Here is a 17,719-nt window from a genome sequence, read left to right as displayed (position 1 = left end):
CCGCAGCCGAAGGGAACCCAGCCGATGCCAAGATACTACGTGAACTCGATGGCGAATTTCATGATCCAGGGGGGCATGGTCAGCTTCACCCTGCAGGATCAGGCGGTGGCGACCCAGGGCGGGCAGGCCCGGCCGCTGCCGCCGGAGGATGTCGCCAGCGTGGTGATGCGCGAGGCGGATTTCGCGCAGCTCGTGGGCTTCTTCAACCAGCACATGGCGGCCTATGAGAGCCAGACCGGCCGCCGGCTCGGTGCATCGGCCGAGGCGCCGCCGGCACCGTCGGCACCGCCGGCATCGCAGCCCCGCCCGGCGCGCGAGCCGATGAAGATCCGCCCGCGCGCGAGCTGAGCGATGAGCGCAGAGACCGCGCCGGAGGCCGCCCCCCGCCTCTATCTCGTCACCCCCCACGATCTCGCGCCGGAGCAGCTGGCGGCGGCGGCGGAGCGCCTGCTCGCCGGCGGCGCGGTGGCCTGCCTGCGGCTCGATCTCGGCGCCGCCGGGGCGGATGCCTGGCTGCGCGCGGCCAATCTGCTGCTGCCGCTGGCGCATGCGGCGGATGTCCCGCTGGTCGCGGCAGACCGGCCCGAGCTGGTGGAACAGCTCGGGCTCGACGGCGTGCATCTCGGGCCCGGCGGCGCGGCGCTCGGGCCGCTGCGCAAGCGGCTCGGCAAGGATGCGATCCTCGGCGGCTTCGGCGGCTCGGAGCGGCACCGGGCGATGTCGCTGGCCGAGGCCGGTGCGGACTACGTGGCGCTCGGGCCGCTGCACGGGCCGGATGCGGCGACCGACGAGCTCTTCGCCTGGTGGTCGGAGATGATCGAGGTGCCGGTGGTCGCCGAAGGCGGGCTGACGCCGGAGGATGCGGCGCGGCTCGCCGGCATCACCGATTTCCTCGTGCCCGGCGCCGGGGTCTGGACCGCCGAAGACCCGGCCGCGGCGCTCGCCGCCTATGTCGAGGCGATCTCCTGACGCCAGGGCGCGGCCCCGGCACCCGGCCGGGGCGCCCCGCCCGCGCCCCGCGCCCCGCTGCCGCCGGCCCGGACGCCTGGGGCCGGGCGCTTGACGTCCAGAGGCCGAGGCCCGGACACAAGGCCCCGGACGCTACGGCCCGAACGCTGACGCCCATAGGCTGAGGCCGGACGCTGAGGTCGAAAGATTGAGGCCGGGATGCTGAGGTCCAACGATTGAGGCCCGGACACTGGGGCCCAAAGGCTGAGGTCCGGACGCCGAGGTCCAGAGGCTGAGGCTCGGACGCCGGGACCCGGAGCCTGAGGCCTGAACACCGAGCCCCGGACGCCAAGGTTCAGGCGCTAAGGTCTGGCGGCTGAGGCCCGGATGCTGAGGTCCAGCGGCTGAGGCCCGGAGGCGGGGCCCGGAGGCTGCGGTTCGGAGGTTGAGGACCGGACACCGTGGTCCGGAGGCTGAGGTCCGGAGACATGGCCCCGGACGCCAGGGTTCGGACGCCAGGGTTCGGACGTTGAGGTCCGGAGGCCGAGCTTCGGGCACCTGACCCCGGGCGCCGGGGGCCCGGCGTCGGGGGAGGTCCCTGCGTCGAGGCCCGGGCACTTGGCCCGCACGCCGGGGCCCCGGCGCCGGGGCTCAGACGTTGAGCAGCAGGTGCTCGCGTTCCCAGGGGCTGATCACCCGCATGAACTCGTCGTATTCGTGCTCCTTCACCGTGGCGTAGAGCGCGCAGAACTCCGGCCCGAGCACCTCGCGCAGCGCCGGCTGGGCGCGGAACTCGGCGACCGCGTCGAGCAGCGAATAGGGCAGCTCGCGCGGCCGGTCGTAGCTGTCGGTGGTGACCTCGGGGCGCGGGCTCAGCCCCTCGACCATGCCGAGATAGCCGCAGGCCAGCGTCGCCGCGATCGCCAGATAGGGGTTGGCATCGGCCCCGACCACGCGGTTCTCGACGCGCCGGGCCTCGGGCTCGGAGATCGGCACCCGCAGGCCGGTGGTGCGGTTGTCGCGCCCCCAGTCGAGGTTGATCGGCGCGGTGAGCTGCGGCACCAGCCGGCGATACGAGTTCACATAGGGCGCCACGAGGCAGCAGGCGGCGCGGAAATAGGCCTGCTGGCCGCCGATGAAGTTGAAGAACTGCGCCGAGGGCGCGCCGTCCGGCGCCGAGAACAGCGACAGCCCGGTCTCCTCCGAGACGATCGACTGGTGGATGTGCATCGCCGAGCCCGGCTGGCCCTCCATCGGCTTGGCCATGAAGGTGGCGTAGCAGCCGCAGCGCAGCGCCGCCTCGCGGATCAGCCGCTTGAAGAAGAACACCTGGTCGGCGAGGTCGAGCGGGTCGCCGTGGCGCAGGTTGATCTCGAGCTGCGCCGCGCCGCCCTCCTGGATCACCGTGTCGATGTCGAGCCCCAGCGCATCGGCATAGTCGTAGATGTGCTCGACGATCACGTCGTATTCGTCGACCGCGGCGATCGAATAGGCCTGCGCCTTCTGCGCCCGGCGCCCGGAGCGGCCGACCGGCGGCTCGAGCGGATAGTCGGGATCGGTGTTCGGCTTGGTCAGGTAGAACTCCATCTCCGGCGCCACCACCGGGCGCCAGCCGCGCTCGGCATAGAGCCCGAGCACCCGGCGCAGCACCGAGCGCGGCGCGAAGCCGACCAGGTTGCCCTCGCGGTCGGTCACGTCGTGGATCACCTGCACCGAGCGGTCGTTGGCCCAGGGCACGGCGCGGGTGGTGGAGAGATCGGGGCGCAGCTCGAGATCGGCGTCGATGTCATAGGCCGAGAAGTCGGTCAGGTCGGGATAGTCCCCGGTGATGGTCAGGAAGAACAGCGAGGTCGGCAGGTAGATCGGGCGGAACTGCGCGAACTTGCCCGCCGGCATCACCTTGCCGCGGCCGATCCCGGCAAAGTCGGGCGCGACGCATTCGACCTCCTCGACCCCGTGCTCGCGCAGCCAGGCCGACAGCGCCGCCTCGGAGCGCACCGAGGCGTTCGGCGAGACGTCGAGGCTGATCTCGGGCCCGGATTGCGGCCGCCGGATGCCGGTATGGGAGATGGAGAGGGGATCGTACATGACGCCTCGCGCAGGTTGCTGCAATCCCAACTACCTAGCACGCCGCGGGGCGGCCGGCGCAACCAAAGCCGACATCGGCGATGTCGGCCGCCGGGTCTCCGGCCCCGGCGCGGGCCTCGGCTCAGGCCCGGCGCGGGTCTCGGCAAAGGCTCGGCGCGGGTCTCGACTAAAGCTCGGCTCAGGCCCGGCTCGGGTCTCGGCCAGGCCCGGCTCGGGCCGGGCTCAGGCGTCGACCGGGGCGGCGCCGGCCTGCCGCCGGCCGGCCTCGGCATGGCCCTTTGCAACCGCAGCATGGCAGGCTGCAGCGAGCGCTTTGCGATTTGCAAAATCGTCGGGCCGCACCGGCGCGTGGAAGATCACCTCGGCAAGCCCCCCGCGCGAGCGGCAGGCGATCTGCCAGATATGCTCCTCGAAGCCCATGCTGCCCCACCAGCCATAGAGCGCCGCCGGCAAGCCCGGCCCGGGATGGTAGCGCACCGAGACCGGCTGCACGAGCACCGGCTCGGCATGGCCATCGTGGAAGAAGGCGGAGAACAGCGAGCTCTTGAACGGCAGCACGCGCAGGCCGTCGGTCGAGGTGCCCTCCGGGAAGAAGCAGAGCACCTGGTCGGCGGCGATTCGCTCCAGCAGCACCGCCTCCTGCCGCTTCGCCTCGGTGCGCTTGCGCTCGATGAAGACGGTGCCGGTGACCCGCGTGATGAAGCCGACGCCGGGCCATTCCGCCACATCCGCCTTCGAGACGAAATACACCAGCCGGCAGGCGCGCAGGGTGAGGATGTCGATCCAGGAGCAGTGGTTGGCCACCATCGCGCCGCGCCCGATCGGCGTGCCCTCGACCCGGTGGCGCAGGCCGAGCAGCGCGAGGCCGAGCCGGCTCCAGGCCCGCGCGGCGCCGAAATGGAAGACGATCCAGCGCCCCATCCCCTTGCGGCCGAGCGCCCGGCGCAGGTTGTGCCCGAGCAGGAACAGCCCGAGGCAGACCAGCGTCACCGCCACCAGGCCGAGCACGCGCAGGCCGCCGCGGAGCTTCTGCGCCAGCGTCAGCGGCGCGAGTTCCGGCGGATCGGCCTCGTTCCAGGTGGTGTCGGTCATCGCGGTTCGATCATCCGGGGCACGGCGCGGGCGGGGTCAGCCGAGGATACGGTCCACCGAGCCGCCGCGCTTGCGCGAGTAGAACTTGCGCACGCTCTGCTTCATAAGGGCGGTGTCCATCAAGAGGCAAACATCGATCGTGTTGAAATCCCGGTCGATGAAGGCGCCGTCGCCGACATGCCCGCCGATCCGGATATAGCCCTTGATCAGGGCCGGCAGCTGGCGCATCGCCGCCGCCTTGTCGACCTCGTCCTTCGACAGGATCGCCATGTCGGTGTAGTTCTCCGGCACGGCGCGGACCCGCAGCTCCTCCGGCGCGAGGTGGAAATGGTGCAGATAGCTCAGCGCCTGCGAGAACGCCGAGGGGTCGGTGCCGTGGAAGCTCGCCACGCCGAACAGCAGCCCGATGTCGTTCTCGGTCACGTAGCCGCCGAGCCCGGCCCAGAGCAGGTGCATGCCGGCGCCGCCGCGATAGTCGGCATCGACGCAGGAGCGGCCGAGCTCGAGCACCTCGCGCGGATGCTCGGAGAGCCGCGCCAGGTCGTATTCGCCGGCGCCGTAGAAGCCGATGCCCTCGCGCGCCCGGTCGCCGCGCATCAGCCGGTAGACGCCGACGACGCCGCCTTCCTTGTCCGGGTCCTCGCATTCCCGGTCGATCAGCAGCAGATGCTCGAAATAGGGGTCGAAACGGTCGGATTCGCGCCGCTCGGCAACGGCCTCGGGGCCCGCCTTGGCGCCCATCTCCTCGACGAACACGCGATAGCGCAGGCGCTGCGCCGCGCGAACGTCCTGATCGCTCTCGGCCAGCCTCACCCTGAACCGGCCAGCGTCGATCTGCATGCAGCAATCCCTTCCCGAGCACTGGCGCCGCGCTTGCCTCTCGCACCCGGCACCGATCGGCGCGACCATATTGACAGCAGCGTGACGGCGCAACCGGCGGATGGCCTTCCGCCGACCGACCGGCCCCTGCCGCGCGCCTGCCGGCCCCCTGCCAGCGGTGGAGCGGCCGCCCCGAAGGGCATGCCACGGTTGACAGTTTGTTAATCTTGCGTTGGCATCTCAGTAACTGTCGAGCGAGACGAGGTCCAACGCCGCGGCGTTCAGCATCACGACCTTGCCTTCGTTCTCGAAGTTCACCGTGACCCGGGCGCCGACGATCGACTGGATCTGCCCGAGTCCCCAATCCGGCCGGTCCCGATGGCGCACCAGCGCGCCGACCTCGAGGAAATACGACGTCATGCAGGAGTCCCCCATTACCGCCGCGCCTCCGGCGAGCCTAGACGGCTCCGCGGCCCTTGCACAAGCGCTGGCGAGCCGGATCTGCCACGATCTGGTCAGCCCGGTCGGCGCGATCACCAACGGCGTCGACCTGGTGCAGGAGCTCGGCTCCGCCGGCGCCGAGGAGATCGCGATGATCGGCCAGAGCGCGGCGCGGGCCGCGACCATGCTGGCCTTCCACCGGCTCGCCTTCGGCGCCGCCGGCGCCGATGCGCCGCCGATGGCCCGGCCGGCGCTGGCGGCGCTGCTGAGCGACATGCTGGCGGGCAGCCGGGTGCGGGTCGATCTCGACGGCGCCGGGGGCCCGGCGCTGCCCCGGCCCGCGGCCCGCGCCGTCGCGCTGGCAACGCTCTGCGCGCGCGGGCTGCTCGGCATGCAGGGCCGGCTGATGCTGACGATCCCGGCAGGCGGCGCCTGGCCGGCACGGATCGCCGCCGAGGGCGCCGCCCCGGCGCATCGCGCGGCACGGCTGGCGCTGCTCGCCCGGGCGGCCGCCGCGGCTCCCGGCGAGGACACGGGTGCGGGCACGGGCGCGGACAAGGGCGCGGACAAGGCCGCGGCCACGGGCGAGAACCCGGGCGAGAACCCGGGCGCAGAGCCCGGGCGGATCGACCCGCGGCTGATCGAGTTCCACCTGCTCGGCCCCGCGGTCGCCGCCGCCGGCGCCGCGCTGGCGCTCGAGACCGCGGCCGACGGCGCAGCGCTCTGCCTGCGGGCGGCCTGAGCGGATCGACCCGCGGCTCATCGGTTTCCACCTGCTCGGCCCCGCGGTCGCCGCCGCCGGCGCGGCGCTCTGCCTGCGGGCGGCCCGAGCGCTCAGCCGCCGGCCAGCCTGTGCCCGAATGCAGGTCCGGCTGATGCAGACGAACCCGGCAGAGGCCGCGTGGCCTGCGCGGATCGCCGCCGAGGGCGCCGCCCCGGCGCATTGCGCGGCGCGGCTGGCGCTGCTCGCCGGCGCGGCCGCCGCGACCTCCGGCGAGGACACGGGTGCGAGCACGGGCGAGGCCACGGGCGAGAGCCAAGGCGCGGAGCCTGGGCGGATCGACCCGCGCCTGATCGAATTCCACCTGCTCGGCCCCGCGGTCACCGCCGCCGGCGCCGCGCTGGCGCTGGAGACCGCGGCCGACGGCGCGGCGCTCTGCCTGCGGGCGGCCTGAGCGCTCAGCCGCCGGCCGGCCCGAGCCCGGATGCGGGGCCGGCTGATGCTGACGATCCCGGCCGACGGCGCCTGGCCGGCGCGGATCGCCGCCGAGGGCGCCGCCCTGGCGCATCGCGCCGCGCGGCTGGCGCTGCTCGCCGGCGCGGCCGCCGCGACCTCCGGCGTGGACACGGGTGCGGGCACGGGCGCGGCCACGGGCGCGAACCGGGGCGCGGAGCCTGACCGGATCGACCCGCGGCTGATCGGGTTCCACCTGCTCGGCCCCGCGGTCACCGCCGCCGGCGCCGCGCTGGCGCTCGAGACCGCGGCCGAGGGCGCGGCGCTCTGCCTGCTGGCGGCCTGAGCGCTCAGCCGCCGCGGCCCCCGGCGAAGACACGGGCGCGGAGCCCGGGCGGATCGACCCGCGGCTGATCGGGTTTCACCTGCTCGGGCCCGCGCTGGTCGCCGCCGGCGCGGCGCTCTGCCTGCGGGCGGCCTGAGCGCTCAGCCGCCGGCCGGCCTGAGCCCGGCGGAATAGCGCGCCAGCTTCTCGCGATAGGCCTCGGCGGCGCGCAGCAGCCCGGCCTGCGCCTCGGCATCGAGGACGCGCACCACCTTGCCGGGGCTGCCGAGCACCATCGCGCCGTCCGGGATCTCGCGGCCCTCGGGCACCAGCGCCTTGGCGCCGATCAGGCAGCCCCTGCCGACCCGCGCGCCGTTCATCACCACGGCGCCCATGCCGATCAGGCAGCCGTCGCCCACCGTGCAGCCATGCAGGATCGCCAGATGGCCCACCGTGACATCGGCGCCGACCACCAGCGGGAAGCCCGGATCGGTGTGGCAGACCGCGCCGTCCTGGATGTTGGAGCCGCGCCCGATGGTGATCGGCTCGTTGTCCCCGCGCAGCACGGCGTTGAACCAGATCGAGACGTCCGGTGCGATCGTCACGTCCCCGATCAGCGCCGCCCCCGGCGCGATGTAGTGCGGCCCGTCCGGCAGTCGGGGCGCATCCTCCCCCAAGGCATAGAGACTCATCGGCACCCTCCGTTGTCCTGCCCGTGTCGACGGCCGAACTCCTCGTAGAGCGCGTTCACCTTGGGAAACACCCAGGACTGGCGCTCCCAGCGGAGCCGCTCGGCCGCAATGATCGTCGTCATCTGCTCGAAGCAGCGGTCCATGTCGTCGTTGACCAGCACATAGGGATACTCGGCCCAGTGGCTGATCTCGTCGCGGGCCTTGGCCATGCGCCGCGCGATCACCGCCTCGCTGTCCTGGGCGCGGGCGCGCAGGCGCCGCTCCAGCTCGGCGATCGAGGGCGGCAGGATGAAGACCTGCACCACCGACTGCCCGAGATCGGAGGCGCGGAGCTGCTGCGCGCCCTGCCAGTCGACATCGAAGAGCACGTCGCGGCCGCTGCGGATGGCGTTCTCGACCGGCGCGCGCGGGGTGCCGTAGCGGTTGTCGAACACCTCGGCATGTTCCAGCATCTCGTCCTGGGCCACCATGCGTTCGAATTCGGGACGGCTGACGAAGAAATAGTGCTTGCCCTCGATCTCGCCCGCGCGCCTGGCCCGGGTGGTGGCCGAGATCGACAGCTCGAAATCCGGGTCGGTGTCGAGCAGGCGGCGGGTCAGCGTCGACTTGCCCGCGCCCGAGGGCGAGGACAGCACGAACAGGATGCCCCGCCGGCGCCGCACTGGCGCATCGCCCCCAGGCCCCCGTGCCGCCGAGCCTTCCGACATCTCTCCGCCGCCACCCATGTACCGCCCTCTCGCTGGTTTGGGCGCAACCTGCTCGGAAGTGCTGCCCGGGTCAATTGCCCAGACAAGCCCGATCCGCGCGGCCTTGGCACGCGGCTTGCTCGGTCCCGGGCAACCGAACGCCGAAGTGGAAGTCGGTCCAGCAACCTGTTAAGAAAAGGGAAAGCGATGCACAACGAAGGGGACCGGCGTGACAGTTGCCTCGACCTGACTCAGGCGCGGCTCCGGAGGAACAAGGACATGATCCACCCTGAGATCCGGTCGCTTCACGACTACTGGGAATCGCTGCGTGCCGGTCGCCCGGTGCCGTATCGTGCAGAGGTCGATCCGCGGGACATGGCCTGCAACGCCCGCAACCTCTTCATCCTCGAGGATCTCGGCGGCGGCAACCTGCGCTTCCGCCTGGCCGGCACCGCGCTGGTCGAGGCCTTCGGCATGGAGCTGCGCGGCATGTCGGCGCGCACGCTGATGGAGGGCCGGGCGCGCGAGTCCTTCGCGGCGCTGATCGAGGAGACCCTGGCCGAGCCCGGCATCGGCTATGCCCGCCTCTCCTCGGTGATCGGCGGGGGCGAGACCTGGGAGATCCTGCTGCTGCCGCTGCGCTCGGATTTCGGCGCGGTCGACCGGGTGCTCGGCGCGCTGGTCCCGGTCTCGGGCAAGCCGGCGCCGGCGGGCGATGAGCGCCTGCGCTTCCGCATCGAGGACATGACGATCAGGCCGGTGCGCGACGCCGCGCCGGAGGCCGCGCCGTTCCGCGCGCCGGTGCCGGTGGCCGGCTTCGCCGAGGGCGGCCAGCAGGCCTTCGCCGGCCCGCGGCCGGTCGGCGGGCCGGGCCGTCTCACGGCGATCGAGGGCGGCCGCTCCGAGGCCGAGAACCCGCCGGCGCCGCGCCGCCTGCCGCGCACCCATCTGCGCGTGGTGAAGGACGACTGACCCCGCCCGAGCCCGGATAGCCGCTGCCGATCCCGGATGATCCCGGCCGGCCGCAGCTCGCCCCGGTTGCCCTCCGCTGCCCCGCTGCCCCGTTGCCCCGCAGCCCCGGCTCAGGGCGCCGCGGCGCGGGCCAGCGCATCGCCGAGCTCGCCATAGCCGGTGAAGCGCCGCTCGAAGGCGAGCCCGAGCCGCGCCGCCGCGGCCTCGGCCCGGGCGGTCAGCGCCGGGTCGTCGGTCTGGGCCAGGTAGACCAGCCGGTCATAGCCGCCGAAGATCATCGGCAGCAGCTCGGGGTGGCGGTCGAGCCCCATCCCCTTCCACATCAGCGTGTCGAACTGGCGGGCGAGGAAATCGGTCAGGTAGAAGGCGGTGATCTCGCCGGCCTCGTGGCGCGCGGCGAAGCTCTCGTTGCCCTCGAAGAAGCTGTAGCAATGCGGGCCGGCGATGCGCTCGACCCCCTCCGCGGCGCAGACCGCGTCGAGCTGCCCGCCGGTGCCGCAATCGGCATAGAGCACGAAGATCCGGCCGAAGCCCTCGGCGCGGCCCCGGCGGATGCGCGCGCGCACCGCCTCGGGGATCTGCTCGGGCCGGTTGTGCAGCTTCGCCGGCAGGCAGGCCAGCGTCAGCGTCTCCAGCCCGTTCGCCCGCTGCAGCGCCAGCACCTCGCGCGCCAGCGCGCCGCAGGCGATCACCAGCACCGAGCCCGGCCCCGCCCGCGGGGTGGCAAGCTCGGCGCCCGGTCCGGTCCCTGAAACGGCCCCCAGTTCGGCCCCCAGTTCGGCGCCCAGCTCGGTCAGCGTCGCATCGTCCAGCGGCCCGGCCGCCGGCGGTGCCGGGGGAAGCGCCCCGGGCAGCGCCCCGGGCAGCGCGTCGGGCAACGCGTCGGGCAACGCCCCCGTGCGACCGTGTCTGGCTGTTCTTCCACGTCTCATGCCAGCGAATATAGGCAGCCGGCCCGCGCGCCACAGCACCCGGACCGGCATCCCGCAGCCCGCAGGCGACCTCGTGGCCGGCGCTCAGAACCCCGCCGCACGGAGGTGGATCTTGTCCGGGTTGAGGCTGTAACCCCAGGGCAGGCCCGAGTTCTTCCAGCCGTTCCTGAGCCGCCACGGGCCGTTGGGGTGGTCCTTCACGGCGGCGCCCTCGAAGCCGTCCACCACCACATAGACCTTCGCGAGCCCCTGCCCCTCGAGCGCCCGTGCCGAGGGCGCGCCGCGGGTCCCGCCCGAGCGGCACATCAGGATCACCGGCGTCTCCGGCCCGAGCCCCCGTGCCGCCAGCGCCGCCATGACGCCCGCCGCAAAGTCCGGGTTCCGCTCCATGGCGAGCACCGGTTTCTCCGGGTTCCACTTCGCCGGGTTCACCAGCAGGTAGGGCAGGTTCACATCGACCACATCCGTGAAGCCGGTGAACATGATCTCGACCGGCTCGCGGACATCGACGAAGAGCACGCCGTCGCCCTCCGCCATCTTCATCTCGTAGGCCTCCCGCGCGGTGAGGTAGAGCCCCCAGGCGGTCTGCATCTTCGGGTCTTCCGGCTCGGGCGCGGCGATGACCGGCGCGGCGAGCAGGATGGCGGCCGCAAGCGCGGCCAGCGGTGCGAATCGCATCGGGTTTCCTCCTCAGAACGACATGATGCGCGTGTCGTCGGCCAGCAGCCGCGCCGCCATCGGGCCGGGCCGGGCCGCCGCGACGCCCGCGATCAGCGCCTCCGGGCCGACGCCCCTGTTGGGCAGGTAGAGCGCGCAGACCTCCACCGTGCCGCCCTTGGCCATGATCGTCCGCATCAGCCCCTGCGGGCTCATGCCCTTCGGCTTCTGCGGCGCGGTGGCGCCGGCCGGCGGCTCGGCAAGCGCGAGATCCCCGGCCGGGCCGCAGAGCAGGACATGCACCGGCGCGCCGGCCATCAGCGCCTGCATCGAGAGCACCATGCTCATGAGCTGGGTCTGCGGATCGGCGGCGGTGAGAACCGTGACGAGCGACGTGCGCTCGCCGGCGACGGCACCCGGGGCGGCGGCGAGGCCGGTGGCGAGCGCCAGCGCGGCGCCGATGCGGGAGAGGGTCTTGTTCATGCGGAAGGTCCTCCTTGGCCTGTGCTGCCGGTTGCGCGTGAAACAGCAACACATATGAATGTCATTATATATAAACCGGCCTCCGGACCCGGCCTTGACCTCCGTCAACCTCCCTCGGAAACGCGAAAGGGCCCCGCCGTCCGGCAGGGCCCTGCGGGGGGCCGCGGCGCGTTGCGGCTCGGCCGCCCGCGGCGGGCAGGTGGTGCCTGCGCGACACGTAGGGTCTGGCGGTCCCGACCGCCGCCGCGGCGTCGCGGCAATAGGCATCGGCGCCGATCGCCTTGCCGAACTCCGCATCTAGCGGAGCGTCGTGGGCCGGCAGGATACAGGGGCCGCGCGCCCTCGCAGCGGGGATGCCGGCCCTGCACGGTTGGTCCGGCCGGGAGGCCGGAGCGCCGTCGGGCGCCCGCCCCGCCTTCCTGCGGCGGCGCGATGCCCCTCCGCGCAACGCGGCAGGGCCCCGGCATCCGGCAGGGCCCGGCGGGGAGCCGCGGCGCGATGAGGCTCGGCCGCAGCGGGCGCTCGCTTGCCCGGACGGGCCGTTCGCGCACATGGGTCGCTCGTCCGCAGGAACCGTTCGCCCGCGGCGGGCGGCCGTCCGCAGGGGCCGCGCGCCCGTGTGTCGGGGATGCCCGGCCATTCGCTGCCGCTCTGGCCGAGGGGCGGAGGTCCGCCGAGCGCCCGCCCGGCCTCCCCACGCCCCGCGATGCGCCCCTCCGCGCAACGCGGGCGGGCCCCGCCTTCCGGCAGGGCCCCCGGGAAACGCGGCGCTCCGCGCGGCTCAGCCGCCGGCGGCGAGCAGGTTGTGCTTGCGCGTCACGTAGGTCTTGGCGGTCTCGACCGCCACCGCGGCGTCGCGGCAATAGGCATCGGCGCCGATCGCCTTGCCGAACTCCTCGTTGAGCGGGGCGCCGCCGACCAGCACGATGTAGTCGTCGCGGATGCCCTTCTCCTTCAGCGTGTCGATCACCACCTTCATGTAGGGCATGGTGGTGGTCAGCAGCGCCGACATGCCGAGGATGTCGGGCTCGTGCCGCTCCAGCGCCTCGATGTAGTTCTCGACCGGGTTGTTGATGCCGAGGTCGTAGACGTCGAAGCCGGCGCCCTCCATCATCATCGAGACGAGGTTCTTGCCGATGTCGTGGATGTCGCCCTTCACGGTGCCGATCACCATCGAGCCGAGCTTCGGCGCGCCGGTCTCGGCGAGCAGCGGCTTCAGGATGAACATGCCGGCCTTCATCGCGTTCGCCGCGAGGAGCACCTCGGGCACGAAGAGGATGCCGTCGCGGAAGTCGATCCCGACGATGCGCATGCCCTCGACCAGGGCCTTGGTCAGGATGTCGTAGGGCATCCAGCCGCGCTCGAGCAGGATGTTCACGGCCTCCTCGATCTCTTCCTTGAGACCGTCGTAGAGGTCGTCATGCATCTGCTGGACGAGCTCGTCGTCGTCGAGTTCGGACAGAACGATATCGTCTTCTTCGTCTGACATCTCGCTTCCCGCTTCGATAGGTGTCGCTGCTACCCCAATCTGGAGCAGGCGGGGCCGGAAACCGCCCACAAACGCGGCATTTTCTGGCCCCAAACCGACGCGGCCACGGCAAGCCCCGGGCGTTGCATTTCGGACGCAGCCACGGCGCGCGGCGCCCCCGGCCGCCCACGGGCCGCCGCGACACGAGGCGCTCCCCGCGCCGGCCGCGCCAGCGCCTCCTCCTCCGCCCGCGCAGCAGCCGCAGCGGCCGCAGCGGCCCGAAACCGCCGGGTCCGGCCGTCCGGACGCCGACGCGGCAGCGGCGCCCGGGGCCGGCCGGCCGAATGCCGGCACGGCAGCAGCCCCAAGCCGGCAGCCCACAATCCGGCGCAGCCGCAGAGGCCCGAAGCCCGACGACTACAATCCGCCGCAACGGCCCGAAGCCGGCCAGCCACAAGCCGGCGCAGCCCGGGGCCGACAGCGCCCGGCCCATCGCGCCGCAGTCCCGGCCCCGGTCCGAACCGCAATCCAGGCCGCACACCACGCCGCAGCCAACCACCTCCGGGCCTTCACGATGCACCAGCACGCCTCCCCAGTGCGCCGAGGCGATCACGCCGCGCAGGAACGGACCTACCCGCCCCCGGCAATGCCGCAATCCGGCACCCGACCGGGCATCGGGCGCACCACACCGCAACCAGGAGCCAGATCTCGCGATGCGCCAGCACGCCCCGCATTGCTGCGGTGTGATCACGCCGCGCAGGGACGGACCTGCCCGCCCCCCGCGATGCCACAATCCGTCACCCGACCGAACATCGGGCGCACCACACTGCAACCAAGAGCCAGATCTCGCGATGCGCCAGCACGCCCCCCAGCGCGCCGAGGCGATCCAGCCGCGCAGCGACGGAACCGCCCGCCCCCGCGATGCCGCAATCCGGCACCCGACCGGGCATCGGGCGAGCCACACCGCAACCAGGAGCCGGATGCCGATCCCCCGCGCCACCGCCCCGGCACATGGCCGCCGTCAAGGGCACCCCCGTCCGCCCCGGTCGAGGCCCGACCGCCGCAGCCCTCCTCACCCCGGCCAGCACGGCCGAGCCGCATCCCGCACACCCCCTCGGCGGTCATGGCCCCGCCACCGAGCCCGGCAAGACCGCGGCCGCGAGCAAGGCCCCCGTCCCCCTCCGCCGCGCCCACCGGGACATGACCGCCGAGCTGCCGAACCCGCCACCGGGTCCAGCCGGGGCCGCCGCTGCCGCCGTCACCCGTCGCCCCAACCGGTGCCGCCGAGATGCGCCCCGGGATCCCTCCGGAGGTGGTGCCCGGATACCGGGCGGGGCCAGACCGCGCCGTCGTTCGAGGTGTCGATCGCCCGCCCCACGGCCACGGGGGCATTGCCGCCGTTGGCAACTCCGCGCGCCGCCGTCGAGCCGGAGCCGCCGCAGCCATCGTCACCCTCGTTCAGCGCAGCCAGGCCGCATTCCGAGCTGCCCCGCTGGCCGTGCTCTCCGAACATCGGGCCGGGCCAGATCGCAGCCGCAAGCGGGGCGCCGGTCACCCACACCATGCCCTCCGGACATGGCCGCCGGCGTTGCCAAACCCGGCCATTGCGGTCGAGCCGGGACCGCCGCGGCTGTCGCCCCCTTTCGGCGCGCCCGAAACGCATCCCGGGCAGCCCCTCCGGCGGTGTTGTCCCGACATCGGGCCAGGCAGGACCAAGACCGCGAGCCACGGCCGCCGGCAATGGCGAACCCGGCCGCCGCGGACGAGCCGGGGTCGCCGCGGCTGCCATCGCCCGTCGCCCACGTCCAGTGCGGCCGGGATGCGCCCCGGGACCCCTCCGGCGATGCTGCCAAGATACCATGCGCGGAAGGACCACGCCCCCGGGCGAGCCACCGATGAGCTGCGCCACTGCCCCATTGTCCAATGCGCCGAAGCGCATCCGGCGCAACCCCTCGGCGGCGTTGTCCGACCATCGGGCCGGGCCAGATCGCCGCCGCGAGCGGAACGCCGGTCAGCCGCGCCACGCCCCCAATCCATGGCCGCCGGCGTTGCCAGACCCGGCCATTCCGGTCGAGCCGGGGCTGTCATTCCGCCTTTCGGTGCCTACGAAGCGCATTCGGGACAACCCTTCCGGCGGTATCATCCGGACACCGGGCCGGGCCAGACCGCGCCCTCGGACGAGGTGTCGGTCTCCCCTGTCATGGTTCCACTGTCTGGCGCGCCGAGGTTCATCCCCTGCTGCCCGCCGGCGGATTGTCCGGACATCGGGCCGGGCGAGGTCGCAGTCATGGCCATGGCGCCGATCATCCCCGGCACGGCCCCCGGCACATGGCCGCCGCCGTTGCCAGACCCGTCCATTGCGGTCGAGCCGGGACCGCCGCGGCTGTCGCCCCCCTTTCGGGGCCGCCGAAGCGCATTCGGGACAACCCTTCCGGCGGCATCATCCGGACACTCGGCCGGTCCAGGCCGCGCCTTCGGGCGAGGTGTCGCTGGCCCGTGTCTTGATCACATCGTCTGGCGCGCCGAGGCGCATCCCCTGCAGCCCGCCGGCGGCGTTGTCGGGACATCGAGCCATGCCGCACCGCGACCGCGAGCCATGGCCGTTGACAATGGCGAACCCGGCCGCTGCGGACGAGCCGGGGCGCTGCGGCCGTCTTCGCCCCCGTTGAGCGCGGCCGAGGCGGTATCCGGGCAGCCGCGCGGCGCCGCCATCCGGGCACCGGGGAGGGAACCGTCACCCTTCCGCCGGCGGTGCCGGTCATGCGGCCGGCCTCGCCCGGCTTGTCGCACCCGGAACGGCGGCAATGCCGTCGGGCGAGATCCTCTCGCGGACAGGCGCCGGCTTCGCGGCAGACCTCCCCTGAGCCCAAGCGGACACCGGAACGGATGGCGCCAGCGCCGGCCGCGCCGCCGCCCGGATCGCCAGCGGACCTTCCGTCGCGCTCGCTGGGGATATGCCGGGCGCCGGGATCGCTGCCGGACGGGCGCCGCGAGCCATAGGGGGGCGGAGGCTCCGAGGCCTTGCCGCCGCAGACCGCGACCGGCCCGGAGACGATCCGCGCCGGCTGCCATGCCTCCGCGCCGGACCGCTCCCGGCAAGCCGCCAGAGCGGCGCCCGCCCCGCAGCGCCCGCGCGGCCGGCGGTGCGGGACCATGGGGAAAGGCAACTCGTCCGCGCCCTGCCAGCGGCAGCGGTCAGCCCGCCGCGCGGTCTCCAGCACGCCCACTGCCCCCGCTTCACCGGGCACGGGCATGGCGGGTGCCGCGACCTGCCGGCGAGGCGCTCCGGCTGCGGCGGCGGATCATCCCCGGCGGCGGGCCCAGCCCTCGGCGTGCGCTCCGCCGCCGGTGCTGTCCGAAGCCGCGGTGCAGCGGCCGACCCGCGCACACCGGCTGCTCTCGGCCAGGCTCGGGGAGTGCGGGGCGGCGTGCGAACGATCTGCCGGCGGGGCGCTCCGCCGTCGGCGTCGGATCTGCCCCGGCGATGGTGGGGGTGGCGGTCCGCGGAACCCTCGGCGTCGCCGCTGTCGTCCAAGGTCCGGGAAGTCGCCGACCAGAACTGCCACGATCACGCCGGCGGCTCTCGGCTTCACCTGGCGAAGACAGGGAAGGGGGCGAACGATCTGCCGGCGGTGCGATCCGGCGTCGGCGTCAGATCTGCCCCGGCGATGGTGGGGTGGAGGCCCTCGGGACCCTCGTCGTCGCCGGTGTGGTCCGAGGTTGCGGGGATGTCGCCGACCAGCGCTGCCACGATCACGCTGGCGGCTCTCGGCTTCACCTGGCGAGGACAGGGAAGGCGGCGAACGATCTGCCGGCGGTGCGATCCGGCGCCGGCGTCAGCTCTGCCCCGGCGATGGTGGGGGTGCCGGTCCTCGGGACGCTCGTCGCCGCCGGTGTCGTCCGAGGTTGCAGGGAAGTCGCCGGCCAGCGCTGCCACGATCACGCCGGCGGCTCTCGGCATCACATGGCGAAGACAGGGAAGGGGGCGAACGATCTGCCGGCGGTGTGATCCGGCGTCGGCGGCGGATCTGCCCCGGCGATGGCGGGGGTGGAGGCCCTCGGGACACTCGTCGTCGTTGGTGCCGACCGAAGCTGCGGTGAAGCCGCCTGCCCGCGCCGCGACGACGACGGCGGCTGCCCTCGGCTTCCCTCGGCAAGGACTGGGAGAGATGCGGGCGGTCTGGTAGCGGGACACCCCCGCGGCGGCGCGTCGGCCTCGGGGGCGGTGGTGGGTGCGGGTGCGACCCTCGGGCCTCGCGTCGTCGCAGGTGTCGTCCGAGGCTGCGGCGGGATCGCCGGCCCGTGCTGCCAGGAACACGCCCGCAGGCGCCTGCAAGGTTTCGGCATGGGCATGGCGGAGGGCGGGCGGCCTGCCGGCGGGGCGCTCCGGCAGCGGCGGCGGATCAGCCCTGGCGGCGGTGTGAAAGCGGGCCTCGGCGCCCCTGGCGTCGCCGGGGCTAGCCGGGTTCGCGGTGACGTCGTCCATCCGCGCGGCCGCGAGCAGGCCCGCTGGCGCCTGCAGTGTTTCGGCATGGGCGTGGCGGAGGGTGGGCGGTCTGGCGGCGGATCTGCCTCGGCGGCGGCGGGTGGCTTTGGGCGCCCTTGTTGTCGCAGGTGCCGTCCGAGGGTGCGGGGAAGGCACCGGCGCGCGCGGCTGCGCGCAGGCCGGCTGCCCTCTTGTCCGGGGCCGCGGTGACGTCGCCGGTCCGCGCGGCGGCGAGCACGTCCGCTGGCGCCTGCAACGGTTCGGGATGGGCGTGGCGGAGGGTGGGCGGTCTGGCGGCGGATCTGCCTCGGCGGCGGCGGGTGCGGCTTTGGGCGCCCTTGTTGCCGCCGGTGTCGTCCGAGGTTGCGGGGAAGGCACCGGCGCGCGCGGCTGCGCGCAGGCCGGCTGCCCTCTTGTCCGGGGCCGCGGTGACGTCGCCGGTCCGCTCGGCCGCGA

General features: G+C 73.7%; 18 protein-coding genes and 1 pseudogene. 6 read left to right on the top strand and 13 right to left on the bottom strand.

Annotated features, from left to right (window positions below):
• Positions 1-24: 24 nt before the first annotated feature.
• Together QSJ97_RS02660 and QSJ97_RS02655 are read left to right on the top strand one after the other, a co-directional pair.
• The gene (locus QSJ97_RS02660) at positions 25-348 is read left to right on the top strand and encodes a hypothetical protein (RefSeq protein ID WP_285669992.1); all 324 of its coding nucleotides are present in this window, start codon (positions 25-27) and stop codon (positions 346-348) included.
• A gap of 3 nt (positions 349-351) precedes the next feature.
• Positions 352-969, top strand: coding sequence for a thiamine phosphate synthase (locus tag QSJ97_RS02655; RefSeq protein WP_285669991.1), 618 nt, complete (start codon positions 352-354; stop codon positions 967-969).
• Between the two features lie 630 nt (positions 970-1,599).
• Here the strand turns inward: QSJ97_RS02655 and QSJ97_RS02650 are convergent.
• From QSJ97_RS02650 to QSJ97_RS02635, 4 genes are all read right to left on the bottom strand, one after another.
• Positions 1,600-3,036, bottom strand: a complete 1,437-nt coding sequence (locus QSJ97_RS02650) for a glutamine synthetase family protein (protein WP_285669990.1) — start codon at positions 3,034-3,036, stop codon at positions 1,600-1,602.
• A 222-nt stretch (positions 3,037-3,258) separates the two neighbouring features.
• Positions 3,259-4,128 carry a lysophospholipid acyltransferase family protein gene (locus tag QSJ97_RS02645; protein ID WP_285669989.1) on the bottom strand — a complete coding sequence of 290 codons (870 nt, stop codon included), beginning with the start codon at positions 4,126-4,128 and terminating at the stop codon, positions 3,259-3,261.
• Positions 4,129-4,164: 36 nt separating this feature from the next.
• Positions 4,165-4,968, bottom strand: coding sequence for a GNAT family N-acetyltransferase (locus QSJ97_RS02640; protein WP_285669988.1), 804 nt, complete (start codon positions 4,966-4,968; stop codon positions 4,165-4,167).
• Between the two features lie 219 nt (positions 4,969-5,187).
• A complete protein-coding gene (locus QSJ97_RS02635; RefSeq protein ID WP_285669987.1) occupies positions 5,188-5,367 on the bottom strand; it encodes a DUF3553 domain-containing protein in 180 nt (59 codons plus the stop codon).
• On the opposite strand from QSJ97_RS02635, the gene QSJ97_RS02630 reads away from it, so the two are divergent.
• From QSJ97_RS02630 to QSJ97_RS02620, 3 genes are all read left to right on the top strand, one after another.
• Positions 5,366-6,130 (top strand): hypothetical protein, encoded by a 765-nt coding sequence (locus QSJ97_RS02630; protein WP_285669986.1) that lies wholly within the window; start codon positions 5,366-5,368, stop codon positions 6,128-6,130. The two genes, QSJ97_RS02635 and QSJ97_RS02630, sit on opposite strands and share 2 nt — an antisense overlap.
• Before the next feature lie 133 nt (positions 6,131-6,263).
• Positions 6,264-6,563: a hypothetical protein gene (locus tag QSJ97_RS02625; protein WP_285669985.1), complete on the top strand. Its 300-nt coding sequence runs from the start codon at positions 6,264-6,266 to the stop codon at positions 6,561-6,563.
• Positions 6,564-6,608: 45 nt separating this feature from the next.
• The gene (locus QSJ97_RS02620; protein ID WP_285669984.1) at positions 6,609-6,908 is read left to right on the top strand and encodes a hypothetical protein; all 300 of its coding nucleotides are present in this window, start codon (positions 6,609-6,611) and stop codon (positions 6,906-6,908) included.
• 140 nt (positions 6,909-7,048) lie between these two features.
• Here the strand turns inward: QSJ97_RS02620 and QSJ97_RS02615 are convergent, their stop codons facing one another.
• Together QSJ97_RS02615 and gmk are read right to left on the bottom strand one after the other, a co-directional pair.
• A complete protein-coding gene (locus tag QSJ97_RS02615) occupies positions 7,049-7,579 on the bottom strand; it encodes a gamma carbonic anhydrase family protein (protein ID WP_285669983.1) in 531 nt (176 codons plus the stop codon).
• The gene (gene gmk, locus QSJ97_RS02610; RefSeq protein WP_434220878.1) at positions 7,576-8,286 is read right to left on the bottom strand and encodes a guanylate kinase; all 711 of its coding nucleotides are present in this window, start codon (positions 8,284-8,286) and stop codon (positions 7,576-7,578) included. Before gmk ends, QSJ97_RS02615 begins: the two co-directional genes overlap by 4 nt.
• A gap of 258 nt (positions 8,287-8,544) precedes the next feature.
• On the opposite strand from gmk, the gene QSJ97_RS02605 reads away from it, so the two are divergent.
• Entirely contained in the window at positions 8,545-9,237 is a 693-nt protein-coding gene (locus tag QSJ97_RS02605) for a PAS domain-containing protein (protein WP_285669981.1), read from the top strand.
• A gap of 110 nt (positions 9,238-9,347) precedes the next feature.
• On the opposite strand, the gene QSJ97_RS02600 is transcribed toward QSJ97_RS02605, so the two are convergent.
• The 7 genes and pseudogenes from QSJ97_RS02600 to QSJ97_RS02570 form a co-directional block, all read right to left on the bottom strand.
• A complete protein-coding gene (locus tag QSJ97_RS02600; protein WP_285670111.1) occupies positions 9,348-10,001 on the bottom strand; it encodes a DUF1638 domain-containing protein in 654 nt (217 codons plus the stop codon).
• Positions 10,002-10,253: 252 nt separating this feature from the next.
• Positions 10,254-10,847: a rhodanese-like domain-containing protein gene (locus QSJ97_RS02595; protein WP_285669980.1), complete on the bottom strand. Its 594-nt coding sequence runs from the start codon at positions 10,845-10,847 to the stop codon at positions 10,254-10,256.
• 12 nt (positions 10,848-10,859) lie between these two features.
• The gene (locus tag QSJ97_RS02590) at positions 10,860-11,309 is read right to left on the bottom strand and encodes a DsrE family protein (RefSeq protein ID WP_285669979.1); all 450 of its coding nucleotides are present in this window, start codon (positions 11,307-11,309) and stop codon (positions 10,860-10,862) included.
• 190 nt (positions 11,310-11,499) lie between these two features.
• Positions 11,500-11,616: pseudogene (locus tag QSJ97_RS02585) on the bottom strand (cobalamin-binding protein); the annotation flags it as partial.
• Positions 11,617-12,090: 474 nt separating this feature from the next.
• The gene (locus QSJ97_RS02580; RefSeq protein WP_285669978.1) at positions 12,091-12,798 is read right to left on the bottom strand and encodes a corrinoid protein; all 708 of its coding nucleotides are present in this window, start codon (positions 12,796-12,798) and stop codon (positions 12,091-12,093) included.
• Between the two features lie 1,237 nt (positions 12,799-14,035).
• Positions 14,036-14,341: a hypothetical protein gene (locus QSJ97_RS02575; protein ID WP_285669977.1), complete on the bottom strand. Its 306-nt coding sequence runs from the start codon at positions 14,339-14,341 to the stop codon at positions 14,036-14,038.
• A 2,025-nt stretch (positions 14,342-16,366) separates the two neighbouring features.
• Entirely contained in the window at positions 16,367-17,263 is an 897-nt protein-coding gene (locus QSJ97_RS02570; RefSeq protein WP_285669976.1) for a hypothetical protein, read from the bottom strand.
• Between the last annotated feature and the right edge of the window lie 456 nt (positions 17,264-17,719).

It is taken from the genome of Paralimibaculum aggregatum (genome assembly GCF_030270585.1).
Taxonomy (GTDB): Bacteria; Pseudomonadota; Alphaproteobacteria; order Rhodobacterales; family Rhodobacteraceae; genus Thermohalobaculum; species Thermohalobaculum aggregatum.
The sequence above is the reverse complement of the archived record's forward strand: the minus strand, read 5'-3'. Positions and strand labels throughout refer to the sequence as shown.

Bases quoted from the DNA above. Each gene is read 5' to 3' on its own strand.
- QSJ97_RS02635 (WP_285669987.1), bottom strand. From the start codon at position 5,367: ATGACGTCGTATTTCCTCGAGGTCGGCGCGCTGGTGCGCCATCGGGAC.
- QSJ97_RS02640 (WP_285669988.1), bottom strand. From the start codon at position 4,968: ATGCAGATCGACGCTGGCCGGTTCAGGGTGAGGCTGGCCGAGAGCGAT.
- QSJ97_RS02595 (WP_285669980.1), bottom strand. From the start codon at position 10,847: ATGCGATTCGCACCGCTGGCCGCGCTTGCGGCCGCCATCCTGCTCGCC.
- QSJ97_RS02645 (WP_285669989.1), bottom strand. From the start codon at position 4,128: ATGACCGACACCACCTGGAACGAGGCCGATCCGCCGGAACTCGCGCCG.
- QSJ97_RS02625 (WP_285669985.1), top strand. From the start codon at position 6,264: ATGCAGACGAACCCGGCAGAGGCCGCGTGGCCTGCGCGGATCGCCGCC.
- QSJ97_RS02615 (WP_285669983.1), bottom strand. From the start codon at position 7,579: ATGAGTCTCTATGCCTTGGGGGAGGATGCGCCCCGACTGCCGGACGGG.
- QSJ97_RS02620 (WP_285669984.1), top strand. From the start codon at position 6,609: ATGCTGACGATCCCGGCCGACGGCGCCTGGCCGGCGCGGATCGCCGCC.
- QSJ97_RS02650 (WP_285669990.1), bottom strand. From the start codon at position 3,036: ATGTACGATCCCCTCTCCATCTCCCATACCGGCATCCGGCGGCCGCAA.
- QSJ97_RS02575 (WP_285669977.1), bottom strand. From the start codon at position 14,341: ATGGTGTGGGTGACCGGCGCCCCGCTTGCGGCTGCGATCTGGCCCGGC.
- QSJ97_RS02605 (WP_285669981.1), top strand. From the start codon at position 8,545: ATGATCCACCCTGAGATCCGGTCGCTTCACGACTACTGGGAATCGCTG.
- gmk (WP_434220878.1), bottom strand. From the start codon at position 8,286: ATGTCGGAAGGCTCGGCGGCACGGGGGCCTGGGGGCGATGCGCCAGTG.
- QSJ97_RS02590 (WP_285669979.1), bottom strand. From the start codon at position 11,309: ATGAACAAGACCCTCTCCCGCATCGGCGCCGCGCTGGCGCTCGCCACC.
- QSJ97_RS02630 (WP_285669986.1), top strand. From the start codon at position 5,366: ATGCAGGAGTCCCCCATTACCGCCGCGCCTCCGGCGAGCCTAGACGGC.
- QSJ97_RS02580 (WP_285669978.1), bottom strand. From the start codon at position 12,798: ATGTCAGACGAAGAAGACGATATCGTTCTGTCCGAACTCGACGACGAC.
- QSJ97_RS02655 (WP_285669991.1), top strand. From the start codon at position 352: ATGAGCGCAGAGACCGCGCCGGAGGCCGCCCCCCGCCTCTATCTCGTC.
- QSJ97_RS02660 (WP_285669992.1), top strand. From the start codon at position 25: ATGCCAAGATACTACGTGAACTCGATGGCGAATTTCATGATCCAGGGG.
- QSJ97_RS02570 (WP_285669976.1), bottom strand. From the start codon at position 17,263: ATGGACGACGTCACCGCGAACCCGGCTAGCCCCGGCGACGCCAGGGGC.